General features: G+C 62.1%; 30 protein-coding genes and 4 tRNA genes. 13 read left to right on the plus strand and 21 right to left on the minus strand.

The window, feature by feature from the left end:
- Positions 1 to 317 precede the first annotated feature (317 nt).
- From SM766_RS15275 to SM766_RS15290, 4 genes are all read left to right on the plus strand, one after another.
- Positions 318 to 1277: an ABC transporter substrate-binding protein gene (locus SM766_RS15275; RefSeq protein WP_368948342.1), complete on the plus strand. Its 960-nt coding sequence runs from the start codon at positions 318 to 320 to the stop codon at positions 1275 to 1277.
- Between the two features lie 11 nt (positions 1278 to 1288).
- Positions 1289 to 2344 (plus strand): quaternary amine ABC transporter ATP-binding protein, encoded by a 1056-nt coding sequence (locus tag SM766_RS15280; protein WP_274830052.1) that lies wholly within the window; start codon positions 1289 to 1291, stop codon positions 2342 to 2344.
- Complete coding sequence (locus SM766_RS15285) at positions 2341 to 4377, plus strand: ABC transporter permease (RefSeq protein WP_368948343.1); 2037 nt, start codon at positions 2341 to 2343, stop codon at positions 4375 to 4377. The genes SM766_RS15280 and SM766_RS15285 overlap by 4 nt, the downstream gene beginning before the upstream one ends.
- Before the next feature lie 120 nt (positions 4378 to 4497).
- Positions 4498 to 5019 carry a DUF2478 domain-containing protein gene (locus SM766_RS15290; protein WP_065273015.1) on the plus strand — a complete coding sequence of 174 codons (522 nt, stop codon included), beginning with the start codon at positions 4498 to 4500 and terminating at the stop codon, positions 5017 to 5019.
- Positions 5020 to 5309: 290 nt separating this feature from the next.
- Here SM766_RS15290 and SM766_RS15295 read toward each other — a convergent pair.
- Positions 5310 to 5393, minus strand: a tRNA-Tyr gene (locus SM766_RS15295).
- A gap of 120 nt (positions 5394 to 5513) precedes the next feature.
- Between SM766_RS15295 and rlmB the strand changes: the two genes are divergently transcribed.
- The 4 genes from rlmB to SM766_RS15315 all read left to right on the plus strand — a co-directional run bounded on the left by rlmB (position 5514) and on the right by SM766_RS15315 (position 8055).
- Positions 5514 to 6305, plus strand: coding sequence for a 23S rRNA (guanosine(2251)-2'-O)-methyltransferase RlmB (rlmB, locus tag SM766_RS15300; protein WP_065273016.1), 792 nt, complete (start codon positions 5514 to 5516; stop codon positions 6303 to 6305).
- A gap of 104 nt (positions 6306 to 6409) precedes the next feature.
- Complete coding sequence (locus SM766_RS15305) at positions 6410 to 6661, plus strand: hypothetical protein (RefSeq protein WP_274833000.1); 252 nt, start codon at positions 6410 to 6412, stop codon at positions 6659 to 6661.
- 160 nt (positions 6662 to 6821) lie between these two features.
- Complete coding sequence (locus SM766_RS15310) at positions 6822 to 7274, plus strand: YHS domain-containing (seleno)protein (RefSeq protein WP_065273018.1); 453 nt, start codon at positions 6822 to 6824, stop codon at positions 7272 to 7274.
- Positions 7275 to 7584: 310 nt separating this feature from the next.
- Entirely contained in the window at positions 7585 to 8055 is a 471-nt protein-coding gene (locus SM766_RS15315) for a CoA-binding protein (RefSeq protein ID WP_368948344.1), read from the plus strand.
- A 240-nt stretch (positions 8056 to 8295) separates the two neighbouring features.
- On the opposite strand, the gene SM766_RS15320 is transcribed toward SM766_RS15315, so the two are convergent.
- The 4 genes from SM766_RS15320 to hisA are packed head-to-tail and all read right to left on the minus strand — an operon-like array spanning position 8296 to position 10440.
- Positions 8296 to 8613 (minus strand): phosphoribosyl-ATP diphosphatase, encoded by a 318-nt coding sequence (locus SM766_RS15320; RefSeq protein ID WP_065273020.1) that lies wholly within the window; start codon positions 8611 to 8613, stop codon positions 8296 to 8298.
- 15 nt (positions 8614 to 8628) lie between these two features.
- Positions 8629 to 9390, minus strand: coding sequence for an imidazole glycerol phosphate synthase subunit HisF (gene hisF / locus SM766_RS15325; RefSeq protein WP_274830045.1), 762 nt, complete (start codon positions 9388 to 9390; stop codon positions 8629 to 8631).
- A 2-nt stretch (positions 9391 to 9392) separates the two neighbouring features.
- Positions 9393 to 9713 (minus strand): hypothetical protein, encoded by a 321-nt coding sequence (locus tag SM766_RS15330; RefSeq protein ID WP_368948345.1) that lies wholly within the window; start codon positions 9711 to 9713, stop codon positions 9393 to 9395.
- A 4-nt stretch (positions 9714 to 9717) separates the two neighbouring features.
- A complete protein-coding gene (hisA, locus tag SM766_RS15335; RefSeq protein WP_274833024.1) occupies positions 9718 to 10440 on the minus strand; it encodes a 1-(5-phosphoribosyl)-5-[(5-phosphoribosylamino)methylideneamino]imidazole-4-carboxamide isomerase in 723 nt (240 codons plus the stop codon).
- 158 nt (positions 10441 to 10598) lie between these two features.
- Between hisA and SM766_RS15340 the strand changes: the two genes are divergently transcribed.
- Positions 10599 to 10997, plus strand: coding sequence for a DUF2147 domain-containing protein (locus tag SM766_RS15340; protein ID WP_368948346.1), 399 nt, complete (start codon positions 10599 to 10601; stop codon positions 10995 to 10997).
- 48 nt (positions 10998 to 11045) lie between these two features.
- On the opposite strand, the gene SM766_RS15345 is transcribed toward SM766_RS15340, so the two are convergent.
- The 3 genes from SM766_RS15345 to SM766_RS15355 form a co-directional block, all read right to left on the minus strand.
- Positions 11046 to 11297, minus strand: a complete 252-nt coding sequence (locus tag SM766_RS15345; protein ID WP_274830041.1) for a WGR domain-containing protein — start codon at positions 11295 to 11297, stop codon at positions 11046 to 11048.
- Between the two features lie 158 nt (positions 11298 to 11455).
- Complete coding sequence (locus tag SM766_RS15350; RefSeq protein ID WP_368948347.1) at positions 11456 to 12451, minus strand: calcium-binding protein; 996 nt, start codon at positions 12449 to 12451, stop codon at positions 11456 to 11458.
- Between the two features lie 399 nt (positions 12452 to 12850).
- The gene (locus tag SM766_RS15355) at positions 12851 to 13387 is read right to left on the minus strand and encodes a peroxiredoxin-like family protein (protein WP_274833007.1); all 537 of its coding nucleotides are present in this window, start codon (positions 13385 to 13387) and stop codon (positions 12851 to 12853) included.
- A 136-nt stretch (positions 13388 to 13523) separates the two neighbouring features.
- On the opposite strand from SM766_RS15355, the gene SM766_RS15360 reads away from it, so the two are divergent.
- Positions 13524 to 14252 carry a helix-turn-helix transcriptional regulator gene (locus tag SM766_RS15360; protein ID WP_274834972.1) on the plus strand — a complete coding sequence of 243 codons (729 nt, stop codon included), beginning with the start codon at positions 13524 to 13526 and terminating at the stop codon, positions 14250 to 14252.
- A 30-nt stretch (positions 14253 to 14282) separates the two neighbouring features.
- Here SM766_RS15360 and hisH read toward each other — a convergent pair whose 3' ends face one another.
- On the minus strand, positions 14283 to 14921 hold the full coding sequence (gene hisH, locus SM766_RS15365; protein WP_274830038.1) for an imidazole glycerol phosphate synthase subunit HisH: 639 nt from the start codon (positions 14919 to 14921) through the stop codon (positions 14283 to 14285).
- Positions 14922 to 14994: 73 nt separating this feature from the next.
- Positions 14995 to 15585: a TetR/AcrR family transcriptional regulator gene (locus SM766_RS15370; protein WP_347509602.1), complete on the minus strand. Its 591-nt coding sequence runs from the start codon at positions 15583 to 15585 to the stop codon at positions 14995 to 14997.
- A 103-nt stretch (positions 15586 to 15688) separates the two neighbouring features.
- On the opposite strand from SM766_RS15370, the gene SM766_RS15375 reads away from it, so the two are divergent.
- Positions 15689 to 16324, plus strand: coding sequence for a DUF2306 domain-containing protein (locus SM766_RS15375; protein ID WP_368948348.1), 636 nt, complete (start codon positions 15689 to 15691; stop codon positions 16322 to 16324).
- Positions 16325 to 16342: 18 nt separating this feature from the next.
- Here SM766_RS15375 and hisB read toward each other — a convergent pair whose 3' ends face one another.
- A complete protein-coding gene (gene hisB, locus SM766_RS15380; protein ID WP_368948349.1) occupies positions 16343 to 16930 on the minus strand; it encodes an imidazoleglycerol-phosphate dehydratase HisB in 588 nt (195 codons plus the stop codon).
- A 214-nt stretch (positions 16931 to 17144) separates the two neighbouring features.
- On the opposite strand from hisB, the gene SM766_RS15385 reads away from it, so the two are divergent.
- Positions 17145 to 17384, plus strand: coding sequence for an Lrp/AsnC family transcriptional regulator (locus SM766_RS15385; protein WP_065273027.1), 240 nt, complete (start codon positions 17145 to 17147; stop codon positions 17382 to 17384).
- A gap of 92 nt (positions 17385 to 17476) precedes the next feature.
- On the opposite strand, the gene SM766_RS15390 is transcribed toward SM766_RS15385, so the two are convergent.
- The 7 genes from SM766_RS15390 to SM766_RS15420 all read right to left on the minus strand — a co-directional run bounded on the left by SM766_RS15390 (position 17477) and on the right by SM766_RS15420 (position 22604).
- Positions 17477 to 18295, minus strand: coding sequence for a calcium-binding protein (locus SM766_RS15390; protein ID WP_274834966.1), 819 nt, complete (start codon positions 18293 to 18295; stop codon positions 17477 to 17479).
- A gap of 156 nt (positions 18296 to 18451) precedes the next feature.
- Complete coding sequence (locus SM766_RS15395) at positions 18452 to 19804, minus strand: aminotransferase (protein ID WP_368948350.1); 1353 nt, start codon at positions 19802 to 19804, stop codon at positions 18452 to 18454.
- Between the two features lie 214 nt (positions 19805 to 20018).
- Positions 20019 to 20093 (minus strand) — tRNA-Gly (locus SM766_RS15400).
- 146 nt (positions 20094 to 20239) lie between these two features.
- Positions 20240 to 20314, minus strand: a tRNA-Gly gene (locus tag SM766_RS15405).
- Between the two features lie 114 nt (positions 20315 to 20428).
- Positions 20429 to 21325 (minus strand): NaeI family type II restriction endonuclease, encoded by an 897-nt coding sequence (locus SM766_RS15410; protein ID WP_065273030.1) that lies wholly within the window; start codon positions 21323 to 21325, stop codon positions 20429 to 20431.
- A 57-nt stretch (positions 21326 to 21382) separates the two neighbouring features.
- On the minus strand, positions 21383 to 22342 hold the full coding sequence (locus SM766_RS15415; protein WP_065273031.1) for a DNA cytosine methyltransferase: 960 nt from the start codon (positions 22340 to 22342) through the stop codon (positions 21383 to 21385).
- Between the two features lie 187 nt (positions 22343 to 22529).
- Positions 22530 to 22604: transfer RNA gene (locus SM766_RS15420), tRNA-Gly, on the minus strand.
- Positions 22605 to 22758: 154 nt separating this feature from the next.
- On the opposite strand from SM766_RS15420, the gene SM766_RS15425 reads away from it, so the two are divergent.
- Positions 22759 to 22956 (plus strand): hypothetical protein, encoded by a 198-nt coding sequence (locus SM766_RS15425; RefSeq protein ID WP_274834960.1) that lies wholly within the window; start codon positions 22759 to 22761, stop codon positions 22954 to 22956.
- Between the two features lie 18 nt (positions 22957 to 22974).
- Here SM766_RS15425 and SM766_RS15430 read toward each other — a convergent pair whose 3' ends face one another.
- From SM766_RS15430 to SM766_RS15440, 3 genes are all read right to left on the minus strand, one after another.
- Entirely contained in the window at positions 22975 to 23361 is a 387-nt protein-coding gene (locus tag SM766_RS15430) for an MAPEG family protein (protein ID WP_274834958.1), read from the minus strand.
- 199 nt (positions 23362 to 23560) lie between these two features.
- Positions 23561 to 25135: a hypothetical protein gene (locus SM766_RS15435; RefSeq protein ID WP_368948351.1), complete on the minus strand. Its 1575-nt coding sequence runs from the start codon at positions 25133 to 25135 to the stop codon at positions 23561 to 23563.
- 214 nt (positions 25136 to 25349) lie between these two features.
- A partial coding sequence (locus SM766_RS15440) for a biotin/lipoyl-containing protein (RefSeq protein ID WP_368948352.1) occupies positions 25350 to 25705 on the minus strand: 356 nt, incomplete at its 5' end.

Raw genomic sequence — 25705 nt, forward strand, 5'->3', positions numbered from 1 at the left:
TGCATCGCCAGGCGGAGGTACGGGGTATCCGGTCTCAAAATTGAATTTCCATCCAAAAATTTAAATGGAAAATCAAGAAAATGCGTCGGCAGCGCCGTGAATGCTCGACAAATGGTCGTATTAAAGGCAAAACCTTGTCCTGTAGCCGGTCACACTGGATCATCAATACGCTGAGATGAACGGCTTGGACCGGCGGTGGCGAAGCGGCAGGTGGCGGCCGATGGGCCGCGCAGTCCGCGACACCAGACGACCACAATCACATAAGGGCGCGGGACTTCGGGTCCGCCTGATGCGCCCACAGAACGGGGATGACATCCATGAAATCAACTTCTTTTGCACTGGCGCTGAGCGCTTCTGCCATGCTTTCCGGTGCCGCGGCAGCGGCTGATCTGGGTGCGGTGGACACGCCGATCAAACTGGCGGTCAACGAATGGACTGGCCAGCACGTCACCACTCATATCGCTGGTGAGATGCTGAAGGCTGCGGGCTACAAGGTCGAATATGTCTCGGCCGGCATGATGAACCAGTTCCAGGCGATTGCGGATGGTGACATTCACGCGACGCTGGAAATCTGGTCCTCCAACGTATCGGACGAATACGCCAAGAAGGTCGCCGAAGGTACCGTCGAGGAGCTGGGTGATCTGGAACTCGACGCCAAGGAAGGCATCGCTTACCCCGCCCACGTGGCTGAGCTGTGCCCGGGTCTGCCCGCATGGGAGGCGCTGAAGGCCTGCGCGCCGCAGTTTGCCACCGCTGAAACCTTGCCGCAGGGCCGTCTGGTGGATTACCCGGCCGACTGGGGCACCCCCGGCGCCGACCGCATGGCCGGTCTTGATCTGCCGTTCAAGGCGGTTCCGGCAGGTTCCGAAGCGGCGCTGATCGTTGAACTGCGCGCCGCGACCGAGCGCAAGACGCCGCTGCTGATCACCTTCTGGCAGCCGCATTGGGCGATGTCGGCCTATGACGTGAAATTCGTCGACCTGCCCGCGGGCGAAGAGGCCTGCTTTACCGATCCGGCATGGGGCCCGAACCCCAACGCGGTCAACGATTGCGATTTTGCCCCCTCGCGCATCTTCAAGGCGGGTTGGTCCGGTCTGGCCGAAACCTGGCCCGCAGCGCATGAGATCCTGTCGTCCTACACGCTGGCCGTTGAAGACCAGCAGCCGATGATGGGCGCCATCGACGTTGATGGTGGCAGCGTCGAGGAAGTGGTTGCCGACTGGATGGCGGCCAATGAGGACAAGTGGCGCCCGGTCGTGGACGCCGCGCTGAAGTGAGCCAAAGCGCCGTGAGTGACACGTCGACACCGGCCATCACCTGCCAGAATGTCTGGCAGGTGTTCGGCGCCCATGCGGATAGTGCTCTGAAACAGGCGCTGTCCGAAACTCAATCTGCCGAAGAGGCTGCCGCGGCGCTGCGCGCCAAGGGGCTGACGCCCGCGGTGCAGGACGCCACATTTGAAGTGAAAGAGGGCGAGTTGTTCGTCATCATGGGGCTCAGCGGGTCGGGAAAATCGACGCTGATCCGCTGTATCTCGCAGCTCTTGCCGGGCACCGGCGGCGATATTCTGATCGACGGCGAAAACATCCGCACCGCCAGCCCGAAACGGCTGATCGAGCTGCGCCGAAACAAGCTGGGCATGGTGTTCCAGCACTTCGGCCTGTTCCCGCATATGAGCGTGGCCGAAAATGTCGCCTATCCGCTGAGGGTGCAGGGGATGCGCAAGAAAGACCGGCTGGCGAAGGCGCAGCAGGTGATCGAACTGGTCGGCCTTGGCGGGCGCGAAAAGAATTTCCCACGTGAACTGTCCGGCGGGCAGCGCCAGCGGGTCGGCATCGCGCGCTCCCTCGTGGCGGATTGTTCCGTCTGGTTTCTGGATGAGCCGTTTTCGGCTCTGGATCCGCTGATCCGCCGCCAGTTGCAGGATGAATTCCTCGACATTCAGGCCAAGCTGAAAACCACCATCGTTTTCATCACCCATGACATCAACGAGGCGCTGAAGCTGGCCGACCGCATCGCCATCATGCGCGATGGCAAGATCGTGCAGATCGGCACGCCCTCGGACATCGTGCTGAACCCGGTGGATGATTACGTGCGCGAATTCTCCAAGGACGTTGCCAAGGGGCAGCACGCTCATGTGGCCTCGGTCATGCAGACCGGCGGGGATCTGTCCCATGGTCCCGACGATCCGGGCTTGCGCCGCGACATGACGCTGGATGCGGCGCTGGCGCGCTGTATGGAACTTTATGAACCCGTGCCGGTGCGTGACGAAAACGGCGCGCTGCTGGGCGTGGTGAACCCGGCAGATCTGGCGGCGGCCCTGCAGGTGGATCCGGCGGCATGATGACGCTCAGCAAAGGCAGCCGCGCCGCGCTGATCGCGCTGGTGGTGGGCATTCTGTGTCTGGCGCTGGAAGGCGTCGCGCCCTGGCTTGTTTCATTCCCCAAAGGCTGGGTGCTTCCCGCGACCGATTGGGTCGGCAGCATAATGGAGAGCTTCCTCGCCCTGATCAAACCGGCGGCGCGGATGTTCTCTGCGCTGATGGCCTATCCGATGGAGGCCGCAGGCTGGATCCTGAGCGAAACGCCTTGGCCGCTGCTGATCGCGGCCACGGTGGCGCTGGGCTGGCGCCTTAGCGGGCTGGCAATGGCGCTGATGGCGGCCGTGGGGCTCGGCGCGGTGCTGGCCTCGGGCTACTGGCCCGAAAGCATGAACACGCTGGCGCTGGTCTCGGTCTCGGTGCCGCTCGCGCTGGTGGTTGGTGGTGCCATTGGCGTGCTGGCCAATGAATACCCCCGAGTGCGGGCGCCGGTTCAGGCGCTCCTGGACGTGATGCAGACGGTGCCGACCTTTGCCTATCTGACGCCCTTACTGGTGCTCTTCGGCTTTGGTCCGGTGGTGGGGCTGATCGCCTCGGCCATCTATGCGGCGCCGCCGATGGCCCGCAACGTGATGCTGGGGCTGGAGCGGATCGAACCGGAGATCAAGGAAGCCGCCGTGATGGCTGGTGGCACCCGCATGCAGCAGCTGTTTCAGGTGGAAATCCCCGCCGCTGCTACCCAGATCATGGTGGGTGTCAACCAATGCCTGATGGCGGCCCTATCGATGGTGATCATCGCTGCCGTTATCGGGGGTTTTGACGACATCGGCTGGGAAGTGCTGCTGACCATGCGCAAGGCGCAGTTCGGCGCCAGCCTGCTGGCCGGTTTTGTGATCGTGATCTTTGCCATCCTGATCGACCGGATGAGCGGCACGCTCGCCGATGAAAGGCGCCGCAGCTATGACGGGCGCGTGTCGCTGGCGATCCTTGTGCTGGGCGCAATCGTCAGTTTGGCCTTTTACGGCCAGCTGCAGCATCCGGGCGACTATGCGCTGTTCGACAGTACGGCGGATCGTGTCGACGCAGGGCTGTCGGCCTTTACCAGCGCCAATGCCGAGCTGCTGACCAGCGTCAAGAACGGCGTGATGTTCTACGTGCTGCTGCCGCTGCGGATCGGGCTTGACCAGGCGGTGCTGCCTTTCACCTGGGGCTTTGTCTGGACCACGGGGATGAGCCTTGCGCTCTTTGCTGCAGGCGCCGTTGCAGGATTGTACTGTGCCTATCGCGGCAAGCTGACGCTGGGTGTGGTGATCCTGATCGCCACGGGCATGCTGGAAACGGGAATTTCGCAGCTTCCCTGGCCCTTTGTGCTGGTCGGGGTAGGGGCTTTGTCCTTTGTTGCAGGCGGCGTGCGTCTGGCGGCGCTGTCTGTGGTTCTCCTGATAACGGTCCTGCTGTCTGGCCTGTGGGAACGGGCGCTTCTGTCCCTGTACCTGTCGGGGGCTTCGGTCTTTGCCTGCGCGGTCCTGGGCGGCGCCATCGGGCTTGCCTCGGCAGTCTCACCCATGGTCTGGCGCGTAGTGCGTCCCATTTGTGACATGCTGCAGACGATCCCGCTGTTTGTCTTCCTGATCCCGGTGCTGATGGTGTTCCAGATTGGCGAGTTCTCGGCCTTTCTCGCCATCATGGCCTATGCCATCGTTCCGATGATCCGCTACACCCGTCATGGTCTGACCGAGACACCCGCCGAGATGATCGAGGCCGCGACCGCTTCGGGCGCGACCCGCTGGCAGATGATGCGCGATGTACGGGCGCCCTACGCGGCGCCGACCATCCTTCTGGGGCTCAATCAGACCATCCTTTATGCCTTTGCCATGCTGGTGATCGCGGCGCTGATCGGCACCACCGGTCTGGGTCAGTCGATCTACCTCGCGCTGGGGCAGGCGGATGTGGGGCTGGGCATCTCTGCTGGCGCGGCGATGGCGATTCTGGCGCTGATTGCCGACCGGATCGTGCAAGGCTTTGCCGAGGAACGCCGCCACGCGCTGGGTCTCTAAGTCTCCTCTCTTGCCGCGCTGCCCCTCTGGTGGCGCGGCAAATGCCCCTCTGGCCCACTCCCCGAAACCGCGCTAGGATCTGTTTTGCTGAACAGAACCACAACCAAGTGAGGTCTCCCGATGAGCCTGGCCTATGTCATGACCACTGAACGCGGCGCCACCGACCGGCTGCTGACCGCGCTGGCCGAACGTTTGCAGACGCGCGGGCTGCGTCTGGCGGGAATCGTCCAGACCAATACCGAATGCTATGATGACAAGCTCTGCGACATGGATGTGCGGGTGCTGCCGGGGGATGAGGTGATCCGCATTTCCCAGTCTCTGGGGCCAGAGGCCCGCGGCTGCCGCTTGAACCCCGGTGCGCTGGAGCAGGCGGTAGGGCAGGTCACCGAGAGCCTTGCTCAGACGCCCGCACCGCAGGTGCTTCTGGTCAACAAGTTCGGCAAGCACGAGGCCGATGGCCGCGGCATGCGCCCCGTCATTGGCGAGGCGCTCGCCATGGGTATCCCGGTCGTTTCTGGCGTCAATCGTATGAATGTGGAGGCTTTCAAGGATTTCTCCGGCGGTCTGGCAGAGGCGGCTGACGCCGATCTTGATGCGCTGGAGGCCTGGGTGATGCAGGCGGTCAAAACCCCGGCAGAGTGACGCCTCAGGGCGCGGTCCCCACTGCCGAATATCAGTGGACTTTGAAGATTGACCCGGTCCTGTACCGGGTCTTTTTGCATCCTGCCGGGGGCGGGTCCTTTAGGGGAATCTGACCCGAAACCGATGCCCGTTATGGGGGCAGGGGAAGGGGAATATGAGGCTGGAAACGGGGCAAAACCGGCTGCCAGAGCTGAAGCGGTGGGGAGTGCTGTATTGGGAGGCCTAGACCCGACACGGGCGGATGCCACCATCATTCCCGATGAAAATATCAATCATTTCAAGGAGGAAGATGGTGGGCGACCCTGGAATCGAACCAGGCGTGCGTCTCCGCGAGGGAGTTACAGTCCCCTGCCACACCTTGCGGCCTGTCGCCCACTGTCAGGTGAGTGTTGCACCTAACGTGGAGGCGTGATTACTAGCGGCACCAACGGGCGTCAACAGGAAAATACCAAGTTTTCTGCGCTGGCCTGAAATTCCTTTTGTCGGAGAGAGCAATGTCGAAGAAACCCACCAAGAAACCCCAGTGGGTCATCGAAAAGGAACAGGCCAAGAAGGCAGGCGCGAGCGAAACCGTCTGGCTGTTTGGCCTGCACGCGGTGCGCGATGCGCTGATGAACCCGCGCCGGGAGAAACTGCGGCTGATCGTGACGCTGAATGCCCAGAACAAGCTGGAAGAGGCCATCGCGGCTGCCGGGATCGAACCCGAGGTGGTGGATCCGCGCAAGTTCAACGCGCCGCTGGATCCCAATTCGGTGCACCAGGGCGCGGCGCTGGAGGTGAAACCGCTCAACTGGGGCAGTCTTGCGGAAAACTGCATCGGCGCCGAAGTGCCGCGGGTTCTGCTGCTGGACCGGGTGACTGACCCGCATAACGTTGGCGCGATTCTACGTTCGGCCGAGGTGCTGGGCGCCAGCGCCGTGATCGGCACCCGCCATCACTCGGCGCCCGAAACCGGCGCTCTGGCGAAAACCGCCAGCGGCGCGCTGGAACGTCAGCCCTATCTGCGGATGCGCAACCTCTCGGATACCATCACCGAGCTGCAGAATATGGGCTTTCTGGTGCTGGGCCTCGATGGCGAGGCAGAGCAGACCATCGAACAGGCGCTCGAAGGGCGCAAGGACCGCCCGGTGGCGCTGGTGCTCGGCGCCGAGGGGCCGGGGCTGCGGCAAAAGACCAAGGAAACCGTGGATCAACTGGTGAAAATCGACTTTGCCGGGGGATTCGGATCGCTCAACGTCTCAAATGCTGCGGCAATCGCCCTATATGCTTCCAGAGAAAGATCCTAAGCAGACAGGAGGCAGGCATCGCACATTCCAGCATTTCCGGAGGTAAGATCCTCAGTTGTTGTTACTGCGGCGTTCAATCGGCCTTTGTGCCGGGTGGGCGTGGCATGTCCACGCTGATATGCGGAACCTGCGGGGCGCCGCTTTCGGCGCAAAAGGCCCGGCCACTGGCGCCGGGCAAGGGGGCCAAAACCCCGGCGACGGCTGTGCCCGCGTCGCGGTCCAAGATTTCGCACCAGCCTGCGCCAGTGAAACCCGCCTATAAGCCGAAGAAGAGCAAGCCGCGCAAGAAACGCAAAAGCATGTTTCAAAAAGTGTTGTCTGAGGCCTTTGACGTGATCGAGGATATTTTCGACTGAGGCAGGCTGGTGGGGGGTTACCCGACGCCTTTCCGAATGAGATCAGACCGGCCCTGTGGCCGCAGACACACGGCGTTCACTTATTCGTAACACGCCTGTTCAGCCTGATACGCATGGGGCAGAATTGGGTCATCTCAAATTGATCCTGTGGAGTCGTCTCTTGTTTCTGCGCCTGTTCGTTCTGGTTGCTGCCGTCCTGTTGTCCGTCCCGCCCCGGGGCGCGCTGGCGGATTCGCCCCTGTTTGCGGCGCGCGAAGGGGTGGCGCTTGGCGGTTATGACACGGTGGCCTTTTTCGACGTTGGAGAGGCCGTGGCGGGGCAGGCACGCTATTCCGTTGTGTGGAAAGGTGTCATCTGGCGTTTCGCGTCTCAAAGCAATCAGATCCGGTTTGAAATGAACCCGCGTGCCTATGCACCGATGTTCGGTGGCTATTGCGCCTCTGCCATGGCGCGGGGCGTGTTGAAGGCCGGGGACCCGCAGCTGTGGGTGATTGTTGACGGGCGGCTGTTCCTTTTGAACAATGAGGGTGCGTTGACGCGGTGGCGGGCACAGGCGGCGCAGCTGATCGCCGAAGCCGACGCCCATTGGCCCGCCGCCTTGCACCCCGAGTAAAGGGATCTGCGGCGACATTTGGTGACGTAAGCCCTTCAAAGCCCCTGCAAAACCCTTCCAAACATCGAGCCCCTTTAAAAGCCTGTTCCGAAGACCCACATATAATTCAGGGCTGCGGAACGGAACATCCGTAGACCTTTTTCACTGTCCCTCGTTCCATACCTCGCGCCCGGGATCCCTTCCGGGCGCTTTTTTCTTTTTGGGGATGCTGATGTGCTCATCGGCCGGTTCGTTATTGCCGTCGGTTTTCCGTCGCCCAATGCCGCGAATTTGGCTTTTCCACGCGGCGGCAGCACAGTAGGGTCTGGCCATGACCAGCTATAGCGACGACCTTTTGCGCAAGATTTTGAAACGGACCCGGACCATCGCGGTGGTGGGGGTGTCGATGAATTCTGTGCGCCCCAGCTACTATGTGGCACGCTACCTTGGCCTCAAGGGCTACCGGGTGATTCCGGTCAATCCCGGCCACGCGGGCAAGCGGCTGTTCGGCGCCACCGTGCGCGCCAGCCTGTCAGAGATCGATGAACCGGTGCATATGGTCGATATCTTCCGCCGCTCCGAAGCGGTGCCACCCATTGTGGATGAGGCGCTCGAGCTGTTCCCGGATCTTCAGACCATCTGGATGCAGATCGGCGTCGAGAACGCCGAGGCCGCCGCCAAGGCCGAGGCGCGCGGCATCGACGTGATTCAGAACCGCTGCCCCAAGATCGAATACCAGCGCCTGTTCGGCGAACTCCGCATGGGTGGGTTTGCCACTGGTATCATTTCGTCGAAACTATAGCGCGCTGGGGGGCTCCCGCCCGTCGCGCGTCACATCAAAGATGTGAAGGCTCCCGTTGGGCCGGGCGCCGCGCTGACGCGCGGCGGTTTTCTGTTGAGAAGCGCTTCAGTGGCAGCACTGCCCTGAAGTGCCATGGCGAGTGTTATCCGATCTGTTCCGCCTCAAGGGTGAACCGCGCCTTGCGCGGCCGCTGGCACGGCCCTTGACCCGGATCAGAACGGGCGTCTGGAGGAGCAGGGGTTAGCCTTTTGGGCGGGCGGCTTTTTCTGCGATGCCGCTGAGGCCCTGACGTTCGGCCAGAACGGCAAGGACCTCGTCCAGCGCCACATCGCGGGCGGCAAGCATTACCAGAAAATGATAAAGCACATCGGCGCCTTCACTGGCGAGTTTCGCCTTGTCGTCCTTCACCGCTTCGATAATCGCCTCGATGGCTTCCTCACCGAATTTCTCGGCGCATTTCTCGGGCCCCTTGGACAGGAGTTTTGCGGTCCAGGAGCTGCTAGGGTCCGCGCCCTTGCGGGATTGGATGGTGGTTTCGAGGTCGTGCAGCAGGGTCATGGCGGTGGGCCTTTCTCAGCCGAGGCGCATCGGGATACCGGCGGCGGCCATGTGTTCCTTGGCCTCCTGGATGGTATATTCGCCGAAGTGGAAGATCGAAGCGGCCAGCACCGCCGAGGCGCCGCCCTTGGTGACGCCTTCGACAAGGTGATCGAGCGTGCCGACCCCGCCAGAGGCGATCACCGGCACATCCACCGCATCCGAGATTGCGCGGGTCAGGGGTAGGTTGAAGCCGGATTTGGTGCCGTCACGGTCCATCGAGGTCAACAGGATCTCGCCCGCGCCTTTGGCCACAACGGTCTTTGCGAATTCCACGGCATCAATACCGGTTTCGCGGCGTCCGCCGTGGGTGAAGATTTCCCATTTGCCCGGCGCGACGGTCTTTGCGTCGATCGCCACCACGATGCACTGGCTGCCAAACTGCGCGGCGGCCTCGGCCACCACATCGGGGTTGGCGACGGCGGCGGAGTTGAAGGAGACCTTGTCGGCCCCCGCCAGCAAAAGCGCGCGCACGTCTTCCTTGGTGCGTACACCGCCGCCCACGGTGAGCGGTACGAAGCACTGCTCGGCGGTGCGGCGCACCATGTCGAACATGGTGCCGCGGTTTTCATGGGTGGCGTGGATGTCGAGGAAACAGATCTCGTCAGCGCCCGCCGCATCATAGGCCTTGGCCGCCTCCACGGGATCGCCCGCATCGCGTAGGCCGACGAAGTTCACGCCCTTGACCACGCGGCCATCAGCGACATCGAGACAGGGGATGATGCGGGTTTTCAGCATCTTCAGCTCTTTCTTTTCCGGAGTGCGCCGATCAATGCCAGAATGGCCCAGGAAAGACCAGCGCCCATGACAAAGGGGGCAAAGACAAGTGGCCCCCAGGCCGCGAACAGTCCCAGCGCATAGGCCGTGTCGCTGATATCGCGGCCAAGGAGGAGGCAGGGCGCGGCAAAGCCTTCGTTGATGGTGCAGCCAAGGACCGCGCCGAGGAACAAGACCGCGCCAAAGGCCAGCGCCCAGAGCAGGATGGGGCCAAGGGTCAGCAGCGCAAGGATGCGATGCGCATTGCGTCCGATGGCTGGTCCCTGTCCCGGCTCCTGCGCCATGGGATCAGCCTTTCAGGATGGCCAGCGCCTCAGCGAGGTCGATGGCGCCGTCATAAAGCGCGCGGCCCGAGATGGCGCCATTGAGCGGTGCACCGCAGGATTTCAGCGCCCGGAGGTCCTCAAGCGAGGAGACCCCGCCGGAGGCGATCACCGGGATCGAGACCGCATTGGCCAGATCGGCGGTGGCCTGCACGTTGGGGCCCTTCATCGCGCCATCGCGCATAATGTCGGTGTAGATGATGGCGGCAACGCCTGCGTCCTCGAAGGATCTCGCAAGATCGGTGACCATCACGTCGGTTTCCTCGGCCCAGCCTTTGGTCGCGACCTTGCCATTGCGGGCGTCGATGCCGACGGCGACCTTGCCGGGGAATTCGCGCGCTGCGTCGCGCACCAGATCGGGGTTTTCCACCGCTACAGTGCCAAGGATCACCCGGGCCAGCCCCTTGTCGATCCAGTTTTCGATGGTCTTCATGTCGCGGATGCCGCCGCCCAGCTGTGCGGGCACCTTGCATTGCTTGAGGATTTCCTCGACCGGGGCGGCATTCACCGGCTCACCTGCAAAGGCACCGTTCAGATCGACGAGGTGCAGCCATTCGCATCCCTTTTCGACGAACTCCAGCGCTTGGGCGGCGGGGTTGTCGTTGAACACTGTGGTCTTGTCCATGTCGCCATGCAGAAGGCGCACGGCTTGGCCGTCCTTGAGGTCAATGGCGGGATAAAGGATCATGTCGCTGGCCTTTGTCATCAATGGGCGCCGCCGGGCTGGCGGCAGGGTTTTGCCGGTTCTATGGCACGGTCGGCGCCGGGATTGCAACGCGACCCAAAGTCAAGCTTGCCTGAAAACCACATGCCGCGCCAAGGTGGGGCAAACAGGGAGGTTTTGAGATGAAGACAGTCACATTGGGTCTGGCGCTGGCGATGTCGCTGGCCACGGGCGCGCTGGCCGATCAGGTTGCTGGCAAATGGAAGACCGAGGAGGGCGATGAAGGCGGTTATTTGCACGTGGATATCGCGCCCTGCGGAGCCAACATTTGCGGCACCATCGCCACCGCCTATGACGCAAATGGCGGCGTGTCGGCGGATTATGAGCATTTGGGCAAGAAGCTGATCTGGGATATGAAGGCCGATGGTGGCGGCAGCTATTCGGGGGGTAAGATCTGGGCGCCCGATGCGGACAAGACCTACAAGTCCAAGATGTCGCTGGACGGCAACCGCCTGACCGTCAAGGGCTGCGTCGCAGGCGGGCTGATCTGCCGGGGACAGACCTGGAAACGGGTCAACTGAGAAACGGGTGAAGTGATCTCCCGCCGCATGGACGCGCCGGGACGTGGATCATAGCAGCCCAAGCTGAACCGGGATCGGCACAAAACCACGGCGGACCTGCCGGTCCCGCACCGTTTCGAACAGATGCATCGCCTCGGCGTGCTGGTTGAAATAGGCGCGCCGTTCCTGACCTCCGGGGGCGGCGATCGGACCCAGGGCCTGTTCGACGCACCAGTCGCCAAACAGGGTCTGGCTTAGCCGCAGCACGCAATAGCGGTGGCGGCCTTCGATATGGTCGAATTTTTCCAGTCTGATCTGCAAAGGGGCGGGGCCTGAACGGGTTTCACACCGGTTCCATATGCCGCGAAGCGGGCGCCCTGTCCATCGCCGTGCCGTCACAATTGCCGTATGTTTGATTGCTGTGCGGCATTGGCTGGGGCCAGCCCCCGTAATGGGGAGCTGGCGGAGAGGTAGGGTGATCAGAAGAGGAAATCATCCGCCGTGAGGTCATCCAGGCTGACGCCGTTCAGGATGATGACGTTCTGCCCATCATCGCCCATGTCGTAGATCACGCGGCTGCCCGTGTCGGTCGCGGCATCGACAAAGGCGTCGAGGCTGGTCGCCTCATCCGTGAGGGCGGAGAGGTCCAGCACGTCCTCACCAATGGTGAAGTCCCGGACCACGTCGCGGCCAAAGTCGCCTTTGAAGATAAAGGTATCCTCGCCGCCGCCACCGATCAGCTTGTCGCGGCCGCTGCCGCCGTTCAGCACGTCGTTATGCGCACCACCTTTCAGCTTGTCCGCGTGGGCGCCGCCCAGCAGAGTATCCTCGCCTTTGCCGCCTTTCAGAACGTCACGGCCAAGACCGCCTTTCAGCTTGTCGTCCTGCGCACCGCCGAGCAGCGTGTCACGGCCCTTGGCGCCGATCAGAACGTCCTCGCCGCGATTGCCCTGCAGACGGTCATTGCCAAGGCCGCCTTTCAGACGGTCATCATTGCCGTAGCCGCTGAAGCTGTCATCACCAGCGGAGCCGAAGAAGCGGATGTCCTGCGCTTTCAGCTGATCGATCAGCGGTTCGAAATCCGCGTCCAGCATGCCGTAGATCAGCGCCGCCGAGGCATCGGCGCCGTCGACAGCGGGGGAAAACTCGATGGAATAATCCAGCTGATCCAGCGCGATGTCCTGTGTGCCGTTCTCCGCGTCGGTTGCGGTGGCGCCATAGCCCAGTTCAATTCCGCTGACCGTCCCGCTGAGCGTGTGGGTGCTCATGCTGTAAACAATGTCGTCGCGCAGGATATAGGCCTGTGCATCCGGGGTTGCGGTGTCAGTGATCTGTGCCTCGGCGCCGGCGTAATCGCCGCCCAGACCGTTGGAGAAGACACCGCGCCCGGCGGATTCGAAATTGGCGCTGAAGTCTTCGATATAGGCGGTGAAGTCGGTAACCTGGCGGTTGCCGGTTGTGATGGTGATCGTCATGGCATCTCCTGTGCCGACCCATCGCTGATCGCATGACAAGCGTCAGATGGGGCCGGGCGTGACCGTGTTCGCGTTGCAAAACTCAAATGATTTGCTGGGTCGGGGATGCGGCAGAGCTGCTGCATGGTGACTGGGCATTGGGCCACAGAGTCCGGTACCTGGCAGGGCTGTGCTACTCAGCCTGATAAAAATTGTCAAGAAAGGGCGGGTGGAAAACGCGGCGGCGCGTGAGGGGGGGGCGGTTCGCCTGGCGCAAACACCGGTGCCGGACTGCGGGAGGGCAGCCCGGCGGGAACAACGCGCCAGATACGATGCTTCACTCGCGGCGCGTTGATCTCTGGGACCGGTCCGACTGCTCCGTCAGACCGGTCTATCAGTTAGGCCTATCCGGCAGGCCTATCAGACGGCGCCGGTGTATTCGCCGCGCGCCGGATAGTCGTTGGCGATGGCGAAATCGAGCGCCGACACCAGTTCCGAGAAATGCGGACGCACGAAGGGCATGGTCTGAACCGAACCGTAGTAGAGGGTCTGCTCGGGGGTCACCATGAACAGGCCCGGCTCGGAGAACAGCGCGGGCTCTTCCAGACCGATCGAGGTGGTGCCGCGCGAGGTCGAGATGTAGAGACCCCATTGCTTTGCCACGTCCAGCGGAAGATCATAGGCAAAGCGCAGGGATTTGGCTTCGATCTTGTCGGCCATCGCCTGGGTGCGCTCTTCACCGTCGGCGCTGATGGCGATGGTGGCAACGCCGCGCTCAGCGAAATCGGCGGTCTTCTTTTCCAGCTCTTTCAGGTAGTTGGCGCAGATCGGGCAGTGCAGTCCACGATAAAAGCAGATCACGGTGCCGCGTTCGCTGTCTGCCTTGGACAGATCAAAGGTGCCGCCGCCGAGCAGCGGCAGGGACAGGTTCGGGGTTTTCTGGCGGGGGATCAGCATAGCGGGTCTCCGAGTATGAATGTTGCTGCCGCATAAGCGGCCGTGAGTGATGGTGGTGGCCTTGTGCAACGGATCTGGGCTTGAAAAATCCGAAAAATCTGACAAAAACACCGGAACTCTGCACGGGAGAGAGATAATGGACAGATTGTCGAGCCTGATGGCCCGGTTTCGCATGACGGTCGAGGTGGCAACGCCGGAGGCGGCAAACCTGCGTGTCTATACTGATCCGGACGGGGCTTTGGCGCGGCTGGTGTTCTTTGCCGGTGGGGCGGTGCCGCAGGCAGAAGACGGACCCAGCCTTGCGCTGCGGGTGGACTGGGCCGGGGAGCATAATCCGCTGGTGGCTGCATTGCCGGTGCGGGTCGAAGTGGCTTTGGCTGACGCGACAGGGCTGCGCGCGGTGCTCGATCTGATGCAGCAGGAGCTGGCCGTGCACCGCTGCGGCGCCGAGAGTATTCTGGCCAGCCTGGGGCAGGCGGCCATGGTGCGGCTGTTGCGGCACCTAATCGAGGTGGGCACGGCGGAGCCGGGCCTGTTGGCGGGGCTTTCTGATGCGCGGCTGGCCCGCGCCATCGTGGCGATGCATGACCATCCGGGCCGGGTCTGGACCACGCAGGATCTGGCGGCCGAGGCGGGGCTGTCCCTGTCACGGTTTTCCGAGTTGTTTTCCCAGCAGGTTGGGGAAAGCCCGATGCATTATCTGCGGCGCTGGCGGCTGACGCTGGCGCGGCAGGACATGCTGCGCGGTGATCGGGTCGAGGCGGTGGCGCGCCGCTATGCCTATGATTCCCCCGAAGGCTTCACCCGCGCCTTTCGCAAGGCCTATGGCTGCGCTCCGGTGTCTTTGCGCAAAAGCGCAGCCTAGGCTGCAGGCAAAATGACGGGGGCAGGAGGCTCAGGGCGCCCAGGTCAGGAAATTGCCGATCATGCGAAGGCCGACGTGCTGGCTTTTTTCCGGGTGGAACTGCATGCCCAGCATGGTGCCCTTGCCGATGACAGCGGTGACATCGCCGCCATAGTCCACATGCGCCAGCCGCTCGGTCGGATCGGCGACGCGGAAATGGTAGGAGTGCACGAAGTAGCAGTGATCGCCAGATGAAATGCCCGCAAAAACTGGGTGATCGTGGTCGATCACCAGATCGTTCCATCCCATATGCGGCACCTTCAGGGCGGGATCCTCGGGGGTGATCTTCACAACGTCGCCGCCCACCCAGTCCAGGCCGGGGGTGTCTTCGTATTCATGGCCGGTGGTGGCCATCAGCTGCATGCCGACGCAGATTCCAAGGAAAGGACGTCCCTTGTCCTCGACCGCGTGGACCATGGCATCATAGATGCCCTTGTGACCGCGCAGCTCGGCGGCGCAGGCGGGAAAGGCACCATCGCCGGGCAGCACCAGACGGTCTGCGCGGGCCACCACATCGGCGTCGGATGTGACCACAACCTCACCCGCGTCCATTTCGCGCGCCATGCGCTGAAAGGCTTTTTCGGCAGAGTGGAGATTGCCGCTTTCGTAATCGATGATCGCCGTCAGCATGGGGCCTGGTCCTTCCTGTCTTGCGTCTTTGAAGTGGCCGGAAACCGTCCCGGGGTCAAGAGGGCGCTACAGGCTACAGTCGGTCCAGAAGGGCGATCACCTGCGTCAAAGGGCCGTCGTCGATGGGGGGGGGCGGGTTGCCGAACTCCCCGGCGAGGTAGAGCAGGGTAAACCCGTGGATCAGCGACCAGATCTGGGTTTCCACCACCAACCGGTCCTGACCGGGCGCCACAAAGGGCGCGGCCACCGCGCGTAAGGTCAGATAGGCGTCGGCCTCTTCCTTGCCGCCGCCATGGACCAGACCCGCAAGTCCCTGATCGCCAAAGATCACCGCGAGGATGCCGGGATGATCCAGCCCGAATTGCAGATAGCCCCGGCACAGCGAGTGGACCCGCCCGCGGGGATCCTGCGCGCCGCTGTCGCAGGCGCTTTGCAGGTAGGATGAGAACAGACGGAAGCCTTCCTCGGCGATGGCTTGTTTCAACCCCGCCAGCCCGTCGAAATGATGCGCGGGCGCCGCGTGCGACACCCCGGCGCGTGCAGCGCATTTGCGCAAAGACAGCGCGCTGAGGCCGCCTTCCTCCAGGAGATCGATGCCTGCCTTGATCAGAGCGGCCTTCAGGTCGCCGTGGTGGTGGCGGCTTTTCACGTCTTCTTTTGTCATGCGGCAGGTATCGCCCTTCATCTTGACGGCGTCAAGTTTGCCTGCCAGATGTTAACTTGACAGTGTAAAGTTTGAGTCGTCCAAGGGCGCAAGGAGGGATGAGATGTCGAGTGAAACCCGGGCGATGGGCTATCCCAGATGGGTTGTCATGACGATGTGGGTGTCTGCGGTGCTGATTGCGGTGGGATCTTACCGGTTCCTGATTGCCGATATCGCGCTGGTGATGCCCGCGATGCTGCATCACGCGCTAGAGCGACCGGTGATGCTCTACCTGCACATCGGCCTTGCGCCGATCTCGCTGGCACTGCTGCCGGTGCAGTTTTCCACGAGGATCCGGCAACGGCGCCGTGGGATGCACCGCTGGCTGGGGCGTCTATACGGCGTCGCGATCCTGCTGGCCGGGATCAGCGGTATCTGGCTGGCCTATACAACCGAGGAGGGGCCGGTGGCCGCGGCGGGCCTGGGGGTGTTGTCGCTGCTCTGGCTGTGGGTGACGGGCACGGCGATCTGGCATGCGATGAACCGCCGTATTGCGCAGCACCGGGCCTGGATGATCCGCTCTGCCGCACTGACGTTGGCGGCTGTGACGCTGCGGATTTACCTGCCCGTCGGGGTGGCGACCGTGGGGTTTGAGGCCAGCTATCCGATCATCTGCTGGCTGGCCTGGGTGCCCAATCTTCTGCTCGCGGAATGGATCCTGCGCCGGGGCCGTGGCGCGCCGCTGGGCGCCACGGTCTGATTGCGGTCTGAAAAGACGTCAGAGCGCGCCCTTGGTCGACGGGATGGCGTCTGCCTTGCGCGGGTCGGTTTCGACCGCATCGCGCAGGGCGCGGGCCACGGCCTTGAACGCCGCTTCGGCGATGTGATGGCTGTTGAACCCGTGGATCTGGTCGATATGCAGGGTGATGCCGCCATGGGTGCTGAGCGCCTGGAAAAACTCACGCACCAGTTCCGTATCGAATGTGCCGATCTTGGGCGTCGGCAGGGTCACGTTCCAGATCAGGAAGGGGCGCGCCGACAGGTCCAGCGCGCAGCGCACCTGGGCATCGTCCATCGGCAGGTGGCATTCGCCATAGCGGCGGATGCCTTTCTTGTCGCTAAGCGCGGCGACCAGCGCCTGACCCAGCGCAATGCCCGTATCCTCGACCGTGTGGTGATCGTCGATGTGGTAATCACCCTTGGCACGAATGGTCATGTCGATCAACGAGTGCCGCGCCAGCTGGTCCAGCATGTGATCGAAAAAGCCGACACCGGTCTGGTTGTCATATGCCCCGGTACCATCGAGGTTGATCTCCACCGAAATCTCGGTCTCGGCGGTGGAGCGGGTGATCTGAGCGCTGCGCATCTGCGGGCCATCCTTCGTCAAACTGCCCCTTGGGCCATATGGCGCCCATGGGCTGGTGCTGCGCTTATAGGGTGCAGGGGCTGTCTCACTCAAGAGCGCGCAGGACGAAACTCGGGCCCTGTTGCAGCTGCATCTGTGGGATTGCGCCTGCCTGCGCGGCGTGCCAGCTTAGCGGCCAAATCGTTACTCAAGAAAACCCAATGAAGGGGCGCCCATGTCGACCTGCGTTTTCATCCAGATCCGCTGCAAACCCGGCACCACCTACAAGGTGGCCGAAGATATCGCCCTGCGCGAAATTCATTCCGAGCTCTACTCCACCAGCGGCGAATACGACCTGCTGATGAAGCTTTACATCCCCAAGGACGCGGATGTCGGGAAATACATCAACGACCACCTGCTGGTGATCCCGAATATCGAACGCTCGCTAACCACGATGACCTACAAGGTTTTCTGAGCCGTCCGCATTGCTGATGCAAAACGCCTGATCCCCTGCCGGAGATCAGGCGTTTTTCGTTCCTGCGCCGATGCACCTGAAGAAGACCTAAATCAGAACAGGAAATCCGACCCGTCCAGATCGGAAATATTGGTATCCGCCAGGGTAATGCTGCCCGCGCGATAGGAAATCACGGCATCGTTGCCATTCTGGGTCAGCGTCAGATCAGAAAAATCATCAACGCTGCGGTGTTTGATGGCGATGAGGTCAGTCCCATCGCGCCAGTCCTCGATCGTATCATCGCCGATGTTGCGCCCCTTGAACTTGAAGGTGTCGGCGCCGCGGCCCCCCACCAGCATGTCATCGCCCTGATCGCCCTGCAAAAGGTCACGGCCGCCGCCGCCCTTGAGGGTATCATTGCCACGCCCGCCCCAAAGCTTGTCACCGCCGCCCCGGCCCAGCATTTCATCATTGCCATTGTAGCCTTTGACCTTGTCTCCGCGGGACCCCAGATCGAAGAAGTCATCGCCGGAAAAGACCTGTTTGAACAATTTCACATTGTCCCGATTGCGGTCTGTTTCAGACACGCGGAAGAAATCTTCTGCATCAATGTTGAGATTGGTGACCGTTGTGGTGAAATTGGTGCCGGTTTCGGTGACGCCCTCGATCAATCCGGAATACGGCGTCAGGATACTGTGGCCGTCGCGGGTGATGCTTTGGAATTGCAGGCCAGTCCCGTTGTAGACATCGGGAGAGGTGTCGGGGATCGGATCAAAGCCGGGAATGCCAAGATCGGTATTTCGCATCAGGGTAAACCCGGTGGATGATGCGTCCGTGACTTCGGCCTTCAGGTTGAAATGAAAACTGAACCAGCCGATGCCGCTCTGGGTCATCACGTAGCGTTCCGTGCCTTCATAGATCAACTCAACCATATGCATGTCTCCTGCAATTACTGATACCAAACCGGTTTCAGTTACAGGTCAAAGCGCTGGCGGGAGTAAGGGGAAAATACAGCAGAAGAGACGCAGATCGGCAGGGCCGAGATCGCGCCCCGGTCTTTGGGCAGTCCGGGGCGCGCGAGGGTGGGTTTAGCCGTCGATCAGCCCTTCGGCCTTCAGCGCTTCATAGGTGCTGTCCACGGCGGATTTGGCGCGTTTCAGCATTTCGTCCACTTCCGCCTTGGTGATGACTAGCGGCGGGCAGAAGGCGAGCGCGTTACCCGCGACGGCGCGCAGGATCAGCCCTTCGTCCTGGCAGGCCTTGACCGCGAGGGCGCCGCCCTTGCCGCCGGGTACGGTTGCGCCCGTGGTCTTGTTCGACACCAGTTCCAGCGCCGCGATCAGCCCCTTGCCGCGGACCTCGCCCACCAGCGGGTGATCAGTGAAGATTTCGCGAAGTTGCGCCTGCATGTAATCGCCAACCTCGGCCGCGTGGCCGAACAGGTTGTCACGCTCATAGATTTCCAGCGTTTTGAGGGCGGCGGCGCAGGCGGCAGGGTGACCGGAATAGGTGTAGCCGTGGCCAAAGACGCCGACCTCATTCGAGGGCGCAACCATTTCCTTGTACATCCAGCCGGGGATCACGGAGGCGGAGATCGGGAAATAGGCCGAGGAGAGCTGTTTGGCGAAGGTCATCAGGTCGGGTTTGATGCCCATGGTGGTGCAGCCGAAATCGGCGCCGGTGCGGCCAAAGCCGGTGATGACTTCATCCGCCCAGACCAGGATGCCATATTTGCGCAGAACCGCCTGCAGTTTTTCGTAATAGCCTTCGGGCGGGACAATCACGCCAGAGGCGCCGGTGATCGGCTCCATGATCATGGCGGCGATGGTGTCGGGATCCTCGGCAAGGATCTGCTGCTCCAGATTGTCGATGATACGGTCGACAAATTGTGCTTCGGTCTCGTTCCCCTTGCGGCCCGTGTAGTAATGCGGTGCGTCCGAGCGCAGGATGTGCAGAGCCTCAACGGGCGCGTCGAAATGCGCCAGGTTTGCGGGCAGGGAGGTCAGCGATCCGGCGGCGACGGTCACACCATGATAGCCACGCTCGCGGGTGATGATCTTGCGTTTTTCCGGTTTTCCGATGGCATTGAAGTAGTAACGCAGCATCTTGTAATGGGTGTCATTGGCATCCGAGCCGGAGTTGCCGAAGAAGAAATAGGCATCCTCGATTGGCACCATAGTCTTCAGTTTTTCCGCCAGTTCCTGGATCGGCGCGTGGGTCTTGCCGCCGAAGGTGTGGGAAAAGGACAGTTTGGTCAGCTGCTCGGTGATCGCCTCGATCAGCTCGGTGTTGCCATAGCCCAGCGAGGTGCACCACAGACCTGCCAGACCTTCGATATATTCCTTGCCGTCGGTGTCGTAGACATAGATCCCCTGGGCGTGGTCAATGCACATCTGCTCGGTCGCGGTCAGGTTGGTGGTGGGATAGATGACAGGTGCCATGACTGAACTCCTTTGAAGAAAAACGCGCGGGGCGGGCTGGAACGGCGGACTGCACGGGGCAGGGATGCGGCAAGCATTGGCGCGTTTTGTAGGTGGCGTCAAAAGGAATTTGATCAAAAGGTGGCAGCGGGGGGATTGGCCTATGAGATAGGGGGAGGGAGGAAAGGGCCAAAAACACAAAAACCGCCCCGAAGGGCGGCCTCTTGTGTCCAAATGGAGCGGGCGAGGCGATTCGAACGCCCGACCCTAACCTTGGCAAGGTTATGCTCTACCCCTGAGCTACGCCCGCGCTGCCATTCGGTGAGCGGTGTTTAGGAAATCATGCGGGGGGCTGCAAGGGAAAAATGCCGCCTCTGCGGGGATTTCTATGACTGGTCAAATGCGGGAAAGCGGAAAACAAAAAGCCACCCCGGAGGGCGGCTGTTTTGATCCGAATGGAGCGGGCGAGGCGATTCGAACGCCCGACCCTAACCTTGGCAAGGTTATGCTCTACCCCTGAGCTACGCCCGCGCTACCATTCGATGAGCGGGTATTTAGGAGCTTCACGGAGACTGTGCAAGAGGAAAATTATGCCCGCCGGTACAGAAAAAGCAGAGCCGCCCGATGGCTGGGGGAGGTTGGCATTCACGCCCTGGGCAGATCGAACCCGGCCTGCAGCGCCATGCGCCGATGCTGCTCTGTTTCAGGCTGGCAAGAGACAAAGGCGCTGGCGGGGCAGGCGGGCAGATCCAGCGCGCGGATCAGCTGGCCATCGTATTGTCCCGACAACAGCAGGATCCCCTCGCGCTCCAGAATGTCGCGGGTGCCGCGTCCTTTGTCCGAGCGTATCCGGCGCATGAAGTCCTTTTGCTGGGCCACCGCCTCGACCACGTCGCGGTCGACCGGGCGGCCCTGAACAAGCCGGAACAGCCGCGCCATGCGTTCGTTGCCGGTGGCGCCGGAGAAGATCCGGGTGACGGTCTCCTCGGGCAGGCTGCGCCAGAAATTCGCTGGGTAGGGATGATCCCTCAGCAGCCACAGGATATGGCCGAACCCCATGGCCGAGACCGAGCGTTTGGCGTCCTTGTTCTGCCCGGCAGTAAGGTAGTCGGGCCGCGCCAGGATCAGGCCAAGGTAACAGCGCGCGCGAGCCTCGTCCGCGGCCACCAGCAGGCAGACTTGATCCAGCGCTTCGGTCGGGATCATCCAATTGCTGCCCATGGTGTTCTTGATATCCATGTCGCGGCCCAGAACCTCGGTATCCAGGCGGCCCCGGGGCAGCCGCAAGAGAGCGCGAAGCTCGATCTCGACGCGGGTGCCGATATAGGTCTTTTCGGTCTTTTCCAGTTCCTCATAGGCGCGGCGCCCGGTTTTCGGCGTCATGATCACATCGTCGATGCAGGTGCGCAGCATGGCTGGAAACCGGCTCGCCAGTTCCATCGCGCCACCTGCGCGGGCGGTGATCTCGCCTGCGATCTCGGTCAGGAGATCATAATCCGGGTGTCCGGGCAGAATCAGGCTGTCGGGAAGGGTCTGTTTCATCCTGGGCTCCGCCCGGCCGCCGGGCCCAGCTCTTGGCTCAGATTGGGCAAGGCGGCTTTAGGCCCGCACGGCATGAAGATTCGGCTTGGCAATCGCGGCGCGCAACTGGCGGGCCACCGCTTCGGCCACCGGCGGCGGGAAGGCATTGCCGACCTGACGGTAGGCGTTGGTCTTGGCGCCGGTGAAATGCCAGGCGTCGGGAAAGCCCTGGATGCGCGCCACCATGCGGACGGTCAGGCGCGGCATGTCGTTGTGAAAGGGATCGGGCGCCTCGTTGGCGATGGTGCGCCCCTCGACGCCAAGCGCGGCCCAGGCGCGGCGTGCGCGGGTGGGGCCCAGATCCGGTCCGCCGTGTTTCTTGGAGCCACCAACGATGGTTGGGGCGATTTCATCTGCCTTGGCGGCCCAGTCTTCGGCGCCGCGCCAACCACGTTCCTGCATCAGGTCCAGCAGGGTGGCGCCCACCGTGGGTGGGTTGTGCGGCAGCGGATCGGGCCAGTTGAACTGCCCGGCGAATTCCTTGCGCAGGGCCACGATGGCAACCCGCGGGCGCAGCTGCGGCACACCAAAGTCCGAGGCGTTCAGCAGCCGCCAGTCGGTTTCATAGCCCAGTTTCGACAGCTGGCCTTTCAGTTTCTCGCGGTAGTCGTGGAACACCGCGTCCAGAAACCCGCGCACGTTTTCGATCATCACCGCGCGGGGGCGGGTGGCATCGACGATATCGATGGCATCGTCAAAGAGGTTGCGCTCGTCCTGTTCGCCCAGCTGTTTGCCGGCGACGGAAAACGGCGGGCAGGGCAGGCCGCCGGCCAGCAGGTCGATGCCCTTGTAATCACTGGCTTCTTCCTTGAACCGGCGCACGTCCTCTTCCAGCACGTTCCATGTGGGGCGGTTGTGGCGCAGGGTGGCGCAGCAGTGTTTGTCGATCTCGACGAGCGCGGTGTGATCAAAGCCCGCGCGCTCCAGCCCAAGGGCCTGGCCGCCTGCACCTGCGCATAATTCAACCGATGTCAGCATCCTGCCTGTCAGCCCCGTTTGTCGTTCTTGCTCTGTTCCTTGCGCAGAAGTGGTAGCCGCAAAGGCGATTCCGCGCAAGTCTCTCGCGGCGTCTTCCCCTGCGGCGACAGGAACTGGCAAGGCCCAAAAACACCAGGATCCGAAAACACGAAAGGCCGCCAGAGCGGCGGCCTTTTAGTGGTCCAAATGGAGCGGGCGAGGCGATTCGAACGCCCGACCCTAACCTTGGCAAGGTTATGCTCTACCCCTGAGCTACGCCCGCGCTGCCATTCGGTGAGGGGTGAAATATTCATTCCGCCGCGGGGCTGCAAGTGGAAAATCGTGCCGCCCCGGAAAAAACTCTCATTTTCTGCGACGGAACCTGCGGGCTGCTGCGTTTCATACAGATGAAAAGAAACAGAGGGGAGCTGTCTAAGATGAAACCTGCCGACTATGCCCGTATTGGCGCGCTGATCGCGACCATAGCGCTGGCCAAGGCGCTGTCGCCCGCGGGGGGACAGAGCCCGGAAACCGCATCTGAGGTTGACCCGGGCGCGATCCGGCCCGCGCCGGTCTATGTTAAAACGATCAGCGCCCCCGAGGTCACGGCCCCGGTGCAGGGGCACGACGTTTAGGCTCAGCCACTCTTCACCTTAGAAAAGCGCGTGCGCGATCAAACCCAGCCCTGCGACGAGCAGCATCAGAAGGTTCAGCACGATCCCGGCCTGACGCAGGATCAGGATCTGCGGGCGCGCGGTAAAACCGACCGCGTGCATCAGCCGTCCGCCCAGCAACATCACCCCCAGCGCATGCGTGGCCAGTGCAGGTGCGCCCTGTGCTTCGCTCAGCGCCAGAAGAACCAGGCCAAGCGCAGTATATTCCACGAAATTTCCCTGCGCGCGGATGGCCATCAGTAATGCGCGATTGCCGCCATCTCCGACGGAAATCTTGTGTTTCAGCCGCTGGCGACTGACGCCAAGCGACAGGTAGACAAACAAGAGCGCCGCCCCGCCGGCATAAAGTGATGTAATCGGAAGCATCGGCCTATCCTCCCCATAGGAATTGCAGTGTGATAAGTGGGTTCGTTTTTGGAACTTAATACTGAACAATCCTGCGGGGCTTTTGAAGCCGATTCAGAGCGGGTTCACGCGAGGGAATGCGCGCCGCGGAAGCGCGGGCGGGATGCCGAGGGCAGGGGGAGTGGTCCCCACTGCTCCAGGGGCGTATCCGTTGAGGTGATTATTTGACCGGGATCTTGTGCTTTTTCAGCGCCTTGGCCAGTTCGTTGTCGACCAGTTTCATCAGCGCCTTGTCCTTGGCGGCGGCCTTGGCAGCCATATCGGTCATCTGTGCCTCGCTTTCCTTGCCGGTGGCGCGGGACAGAATCACGCCATAGCCGACCTTCAGGCTTTCATCGCTGACCTTGTTCAACACCTCAGCCCAGAGCTTGGCCTTGAGCGTATTTGGGATGTTGTTGGTCTTGGCCAGTTTCGCCAGCCGCTCCGGCAGGATCGTGCCCTGCAGAAGATCCTTGTTCTTATAGGCCCATTTTTTCTGGAAGCTGCCGAGGTTCTTCACCATCCCGCCAAGAAGTGCCGAATAAAGAAGTGAGGTTACGATGGCCTGGAATTCCTTTTCGGTCGGGGGCTTGCCGGTCTTCATGATCCGGCCGACTTCCTTCACGGCTTCACCCAGAACGGTTTTGATCACCTCTTGTCCGGAGCCGGCGATGTAATTGGCGATGAATTTCTCAAGCTGTTTGGTGGACAGGAAGGCGACCTTGGACGCCAGCTTGGGTGCGACCCATTTTGCCGCGTCATCGCAAAAGCCGAGCGGTACCTTGCTGCCGATCCCGCCGGTCAACCCGCCGACGGTGCCATCGATCACCATGGCCTGGATCGAACCCCAGACGGTCACCTTCTGACCGCTGGCATGTTTGCCAAGCTCCTGACTGGCGCTTTGCAAAAGGCCGACACCGGCACCAGAGGTGACAGCCGCGCCGCCAGCCGTCATGCCCGCTCCGGTCACCAGAACCGGGGCGGCCAGCGCCCCTACGACGGCAAAACAGGCGGCCGAGGAGACGGACAGAACGGTGGCCGTAGTCCGGGCAGAGCCGGTGAATTCCTTCAGAAACCGCAAAAGATCCGCGTTGAAGGCGCCAATCGCCTTTTCTGCCTCGGGCAGGGCCTCATCGATCAGCTTGAGGTCCTTCGTCATGATCGCCCGCTCCAGCTTGCCACTGGCACGGATGGAGCGGCCACAGAGCTTGTTATCGGGCATCTTGACCGATCCGGCCTCGATGATGATGACCTGCGCGACGGCGTTCAGCACGCCATCTTTCAGCTGAGCCACGTCCAGATAGTGCTGATAGGTCTCCAGCGCGGTTTCATGGTTGCGCAGGACCGATTTCATATAGGGCGTCAGCCGTTTGAGGACGTCCAGCTTGACCTTCTCGTATTCCTTGGGCGTGCAGCGGATCTTCTTGCCGCGGAAGGTGACCTCCATCATGGGTTGTTTGGCGGCCTTTTCCTCTTCGGCCTTCATCTTCTTGTAGGCTGGCAGCAGCGCCTTGAAGGTGCGCCCGCCGGGATCGACGACCTTGTCGGGATTCTTGAAGCCGCTTTTCTTCTGAAAGGTGCCGATGGCCTTCAGCAGGCCGGTATCCATCTTCTTGGAGGCGCCAAGCGGCCCGATCTTATTGGCCTCCAGCATCCTGCGCACCAACAGCACGTCGTCTGGTTTGTTCTTGACCTCATCCCCGGAACTGGAGCGTGGGGACTGACCGACAGGAGCTGTCAATTTCGCTGAAGACATTGGAAACCTCGAAAACTGGATAAAAACTGGCAGCTATTTTGGGCTGGTCCCGCAAAGGATCAAGATTGACAGCAGCGAAATGAGGAGGCTTGCCGAATTTTCCCCGTTGTCGCGTATTCGCGGGGCAGTGGATCCGGCCTGCGTGCGGCACGAAAAAAGCCGCAGCCTTTTGGGGCTGCGGCTTGTGGTTTTTTTGTGGTCTGGGCCTTGTGTCTTATTCCAGTTCGATGAGGAGGTCCTTTGCATCGATCTGGCCGCCGGGCTGGACGTGCACGGCCTTGACCACCGCGTCGCGTTCGGCGTGCAGGCCGGTTTCCATCTTCATCGCTTCGATGGTCAGCAGCATGTCGCCCTCATGCACCTGCTGGCCAACCTGTACCGCGACCGAGGCGACGACGCCGGGCATCGGCGCGCCGATGTGGTCGGGGTTGCCCGCTTCGGCCTTGGGACGGGCAGCGGTGGTGGATTTCACCAGACGGTTCGGCACCCGGATCACCCGCGGCTGGCCGTTGAGTTCGAAGAACACCTTCACCTCGCCGTTCTCATCGGTCTCGCCGATGGCCTGCAGGC

It is taken from the genome of Pseudophaeobacter sp. A-200-2 (assembly GCF_041008815.1).
In the GTDB taxonomy this organism is placed as follows: domain Bacteria; phylum Pseudomonadota; class Alphaproteobacteria; order Rhodobacterales; family Rhodobacteraceae; genus Phycobacter; species Phycobacter gallaeciensis_A.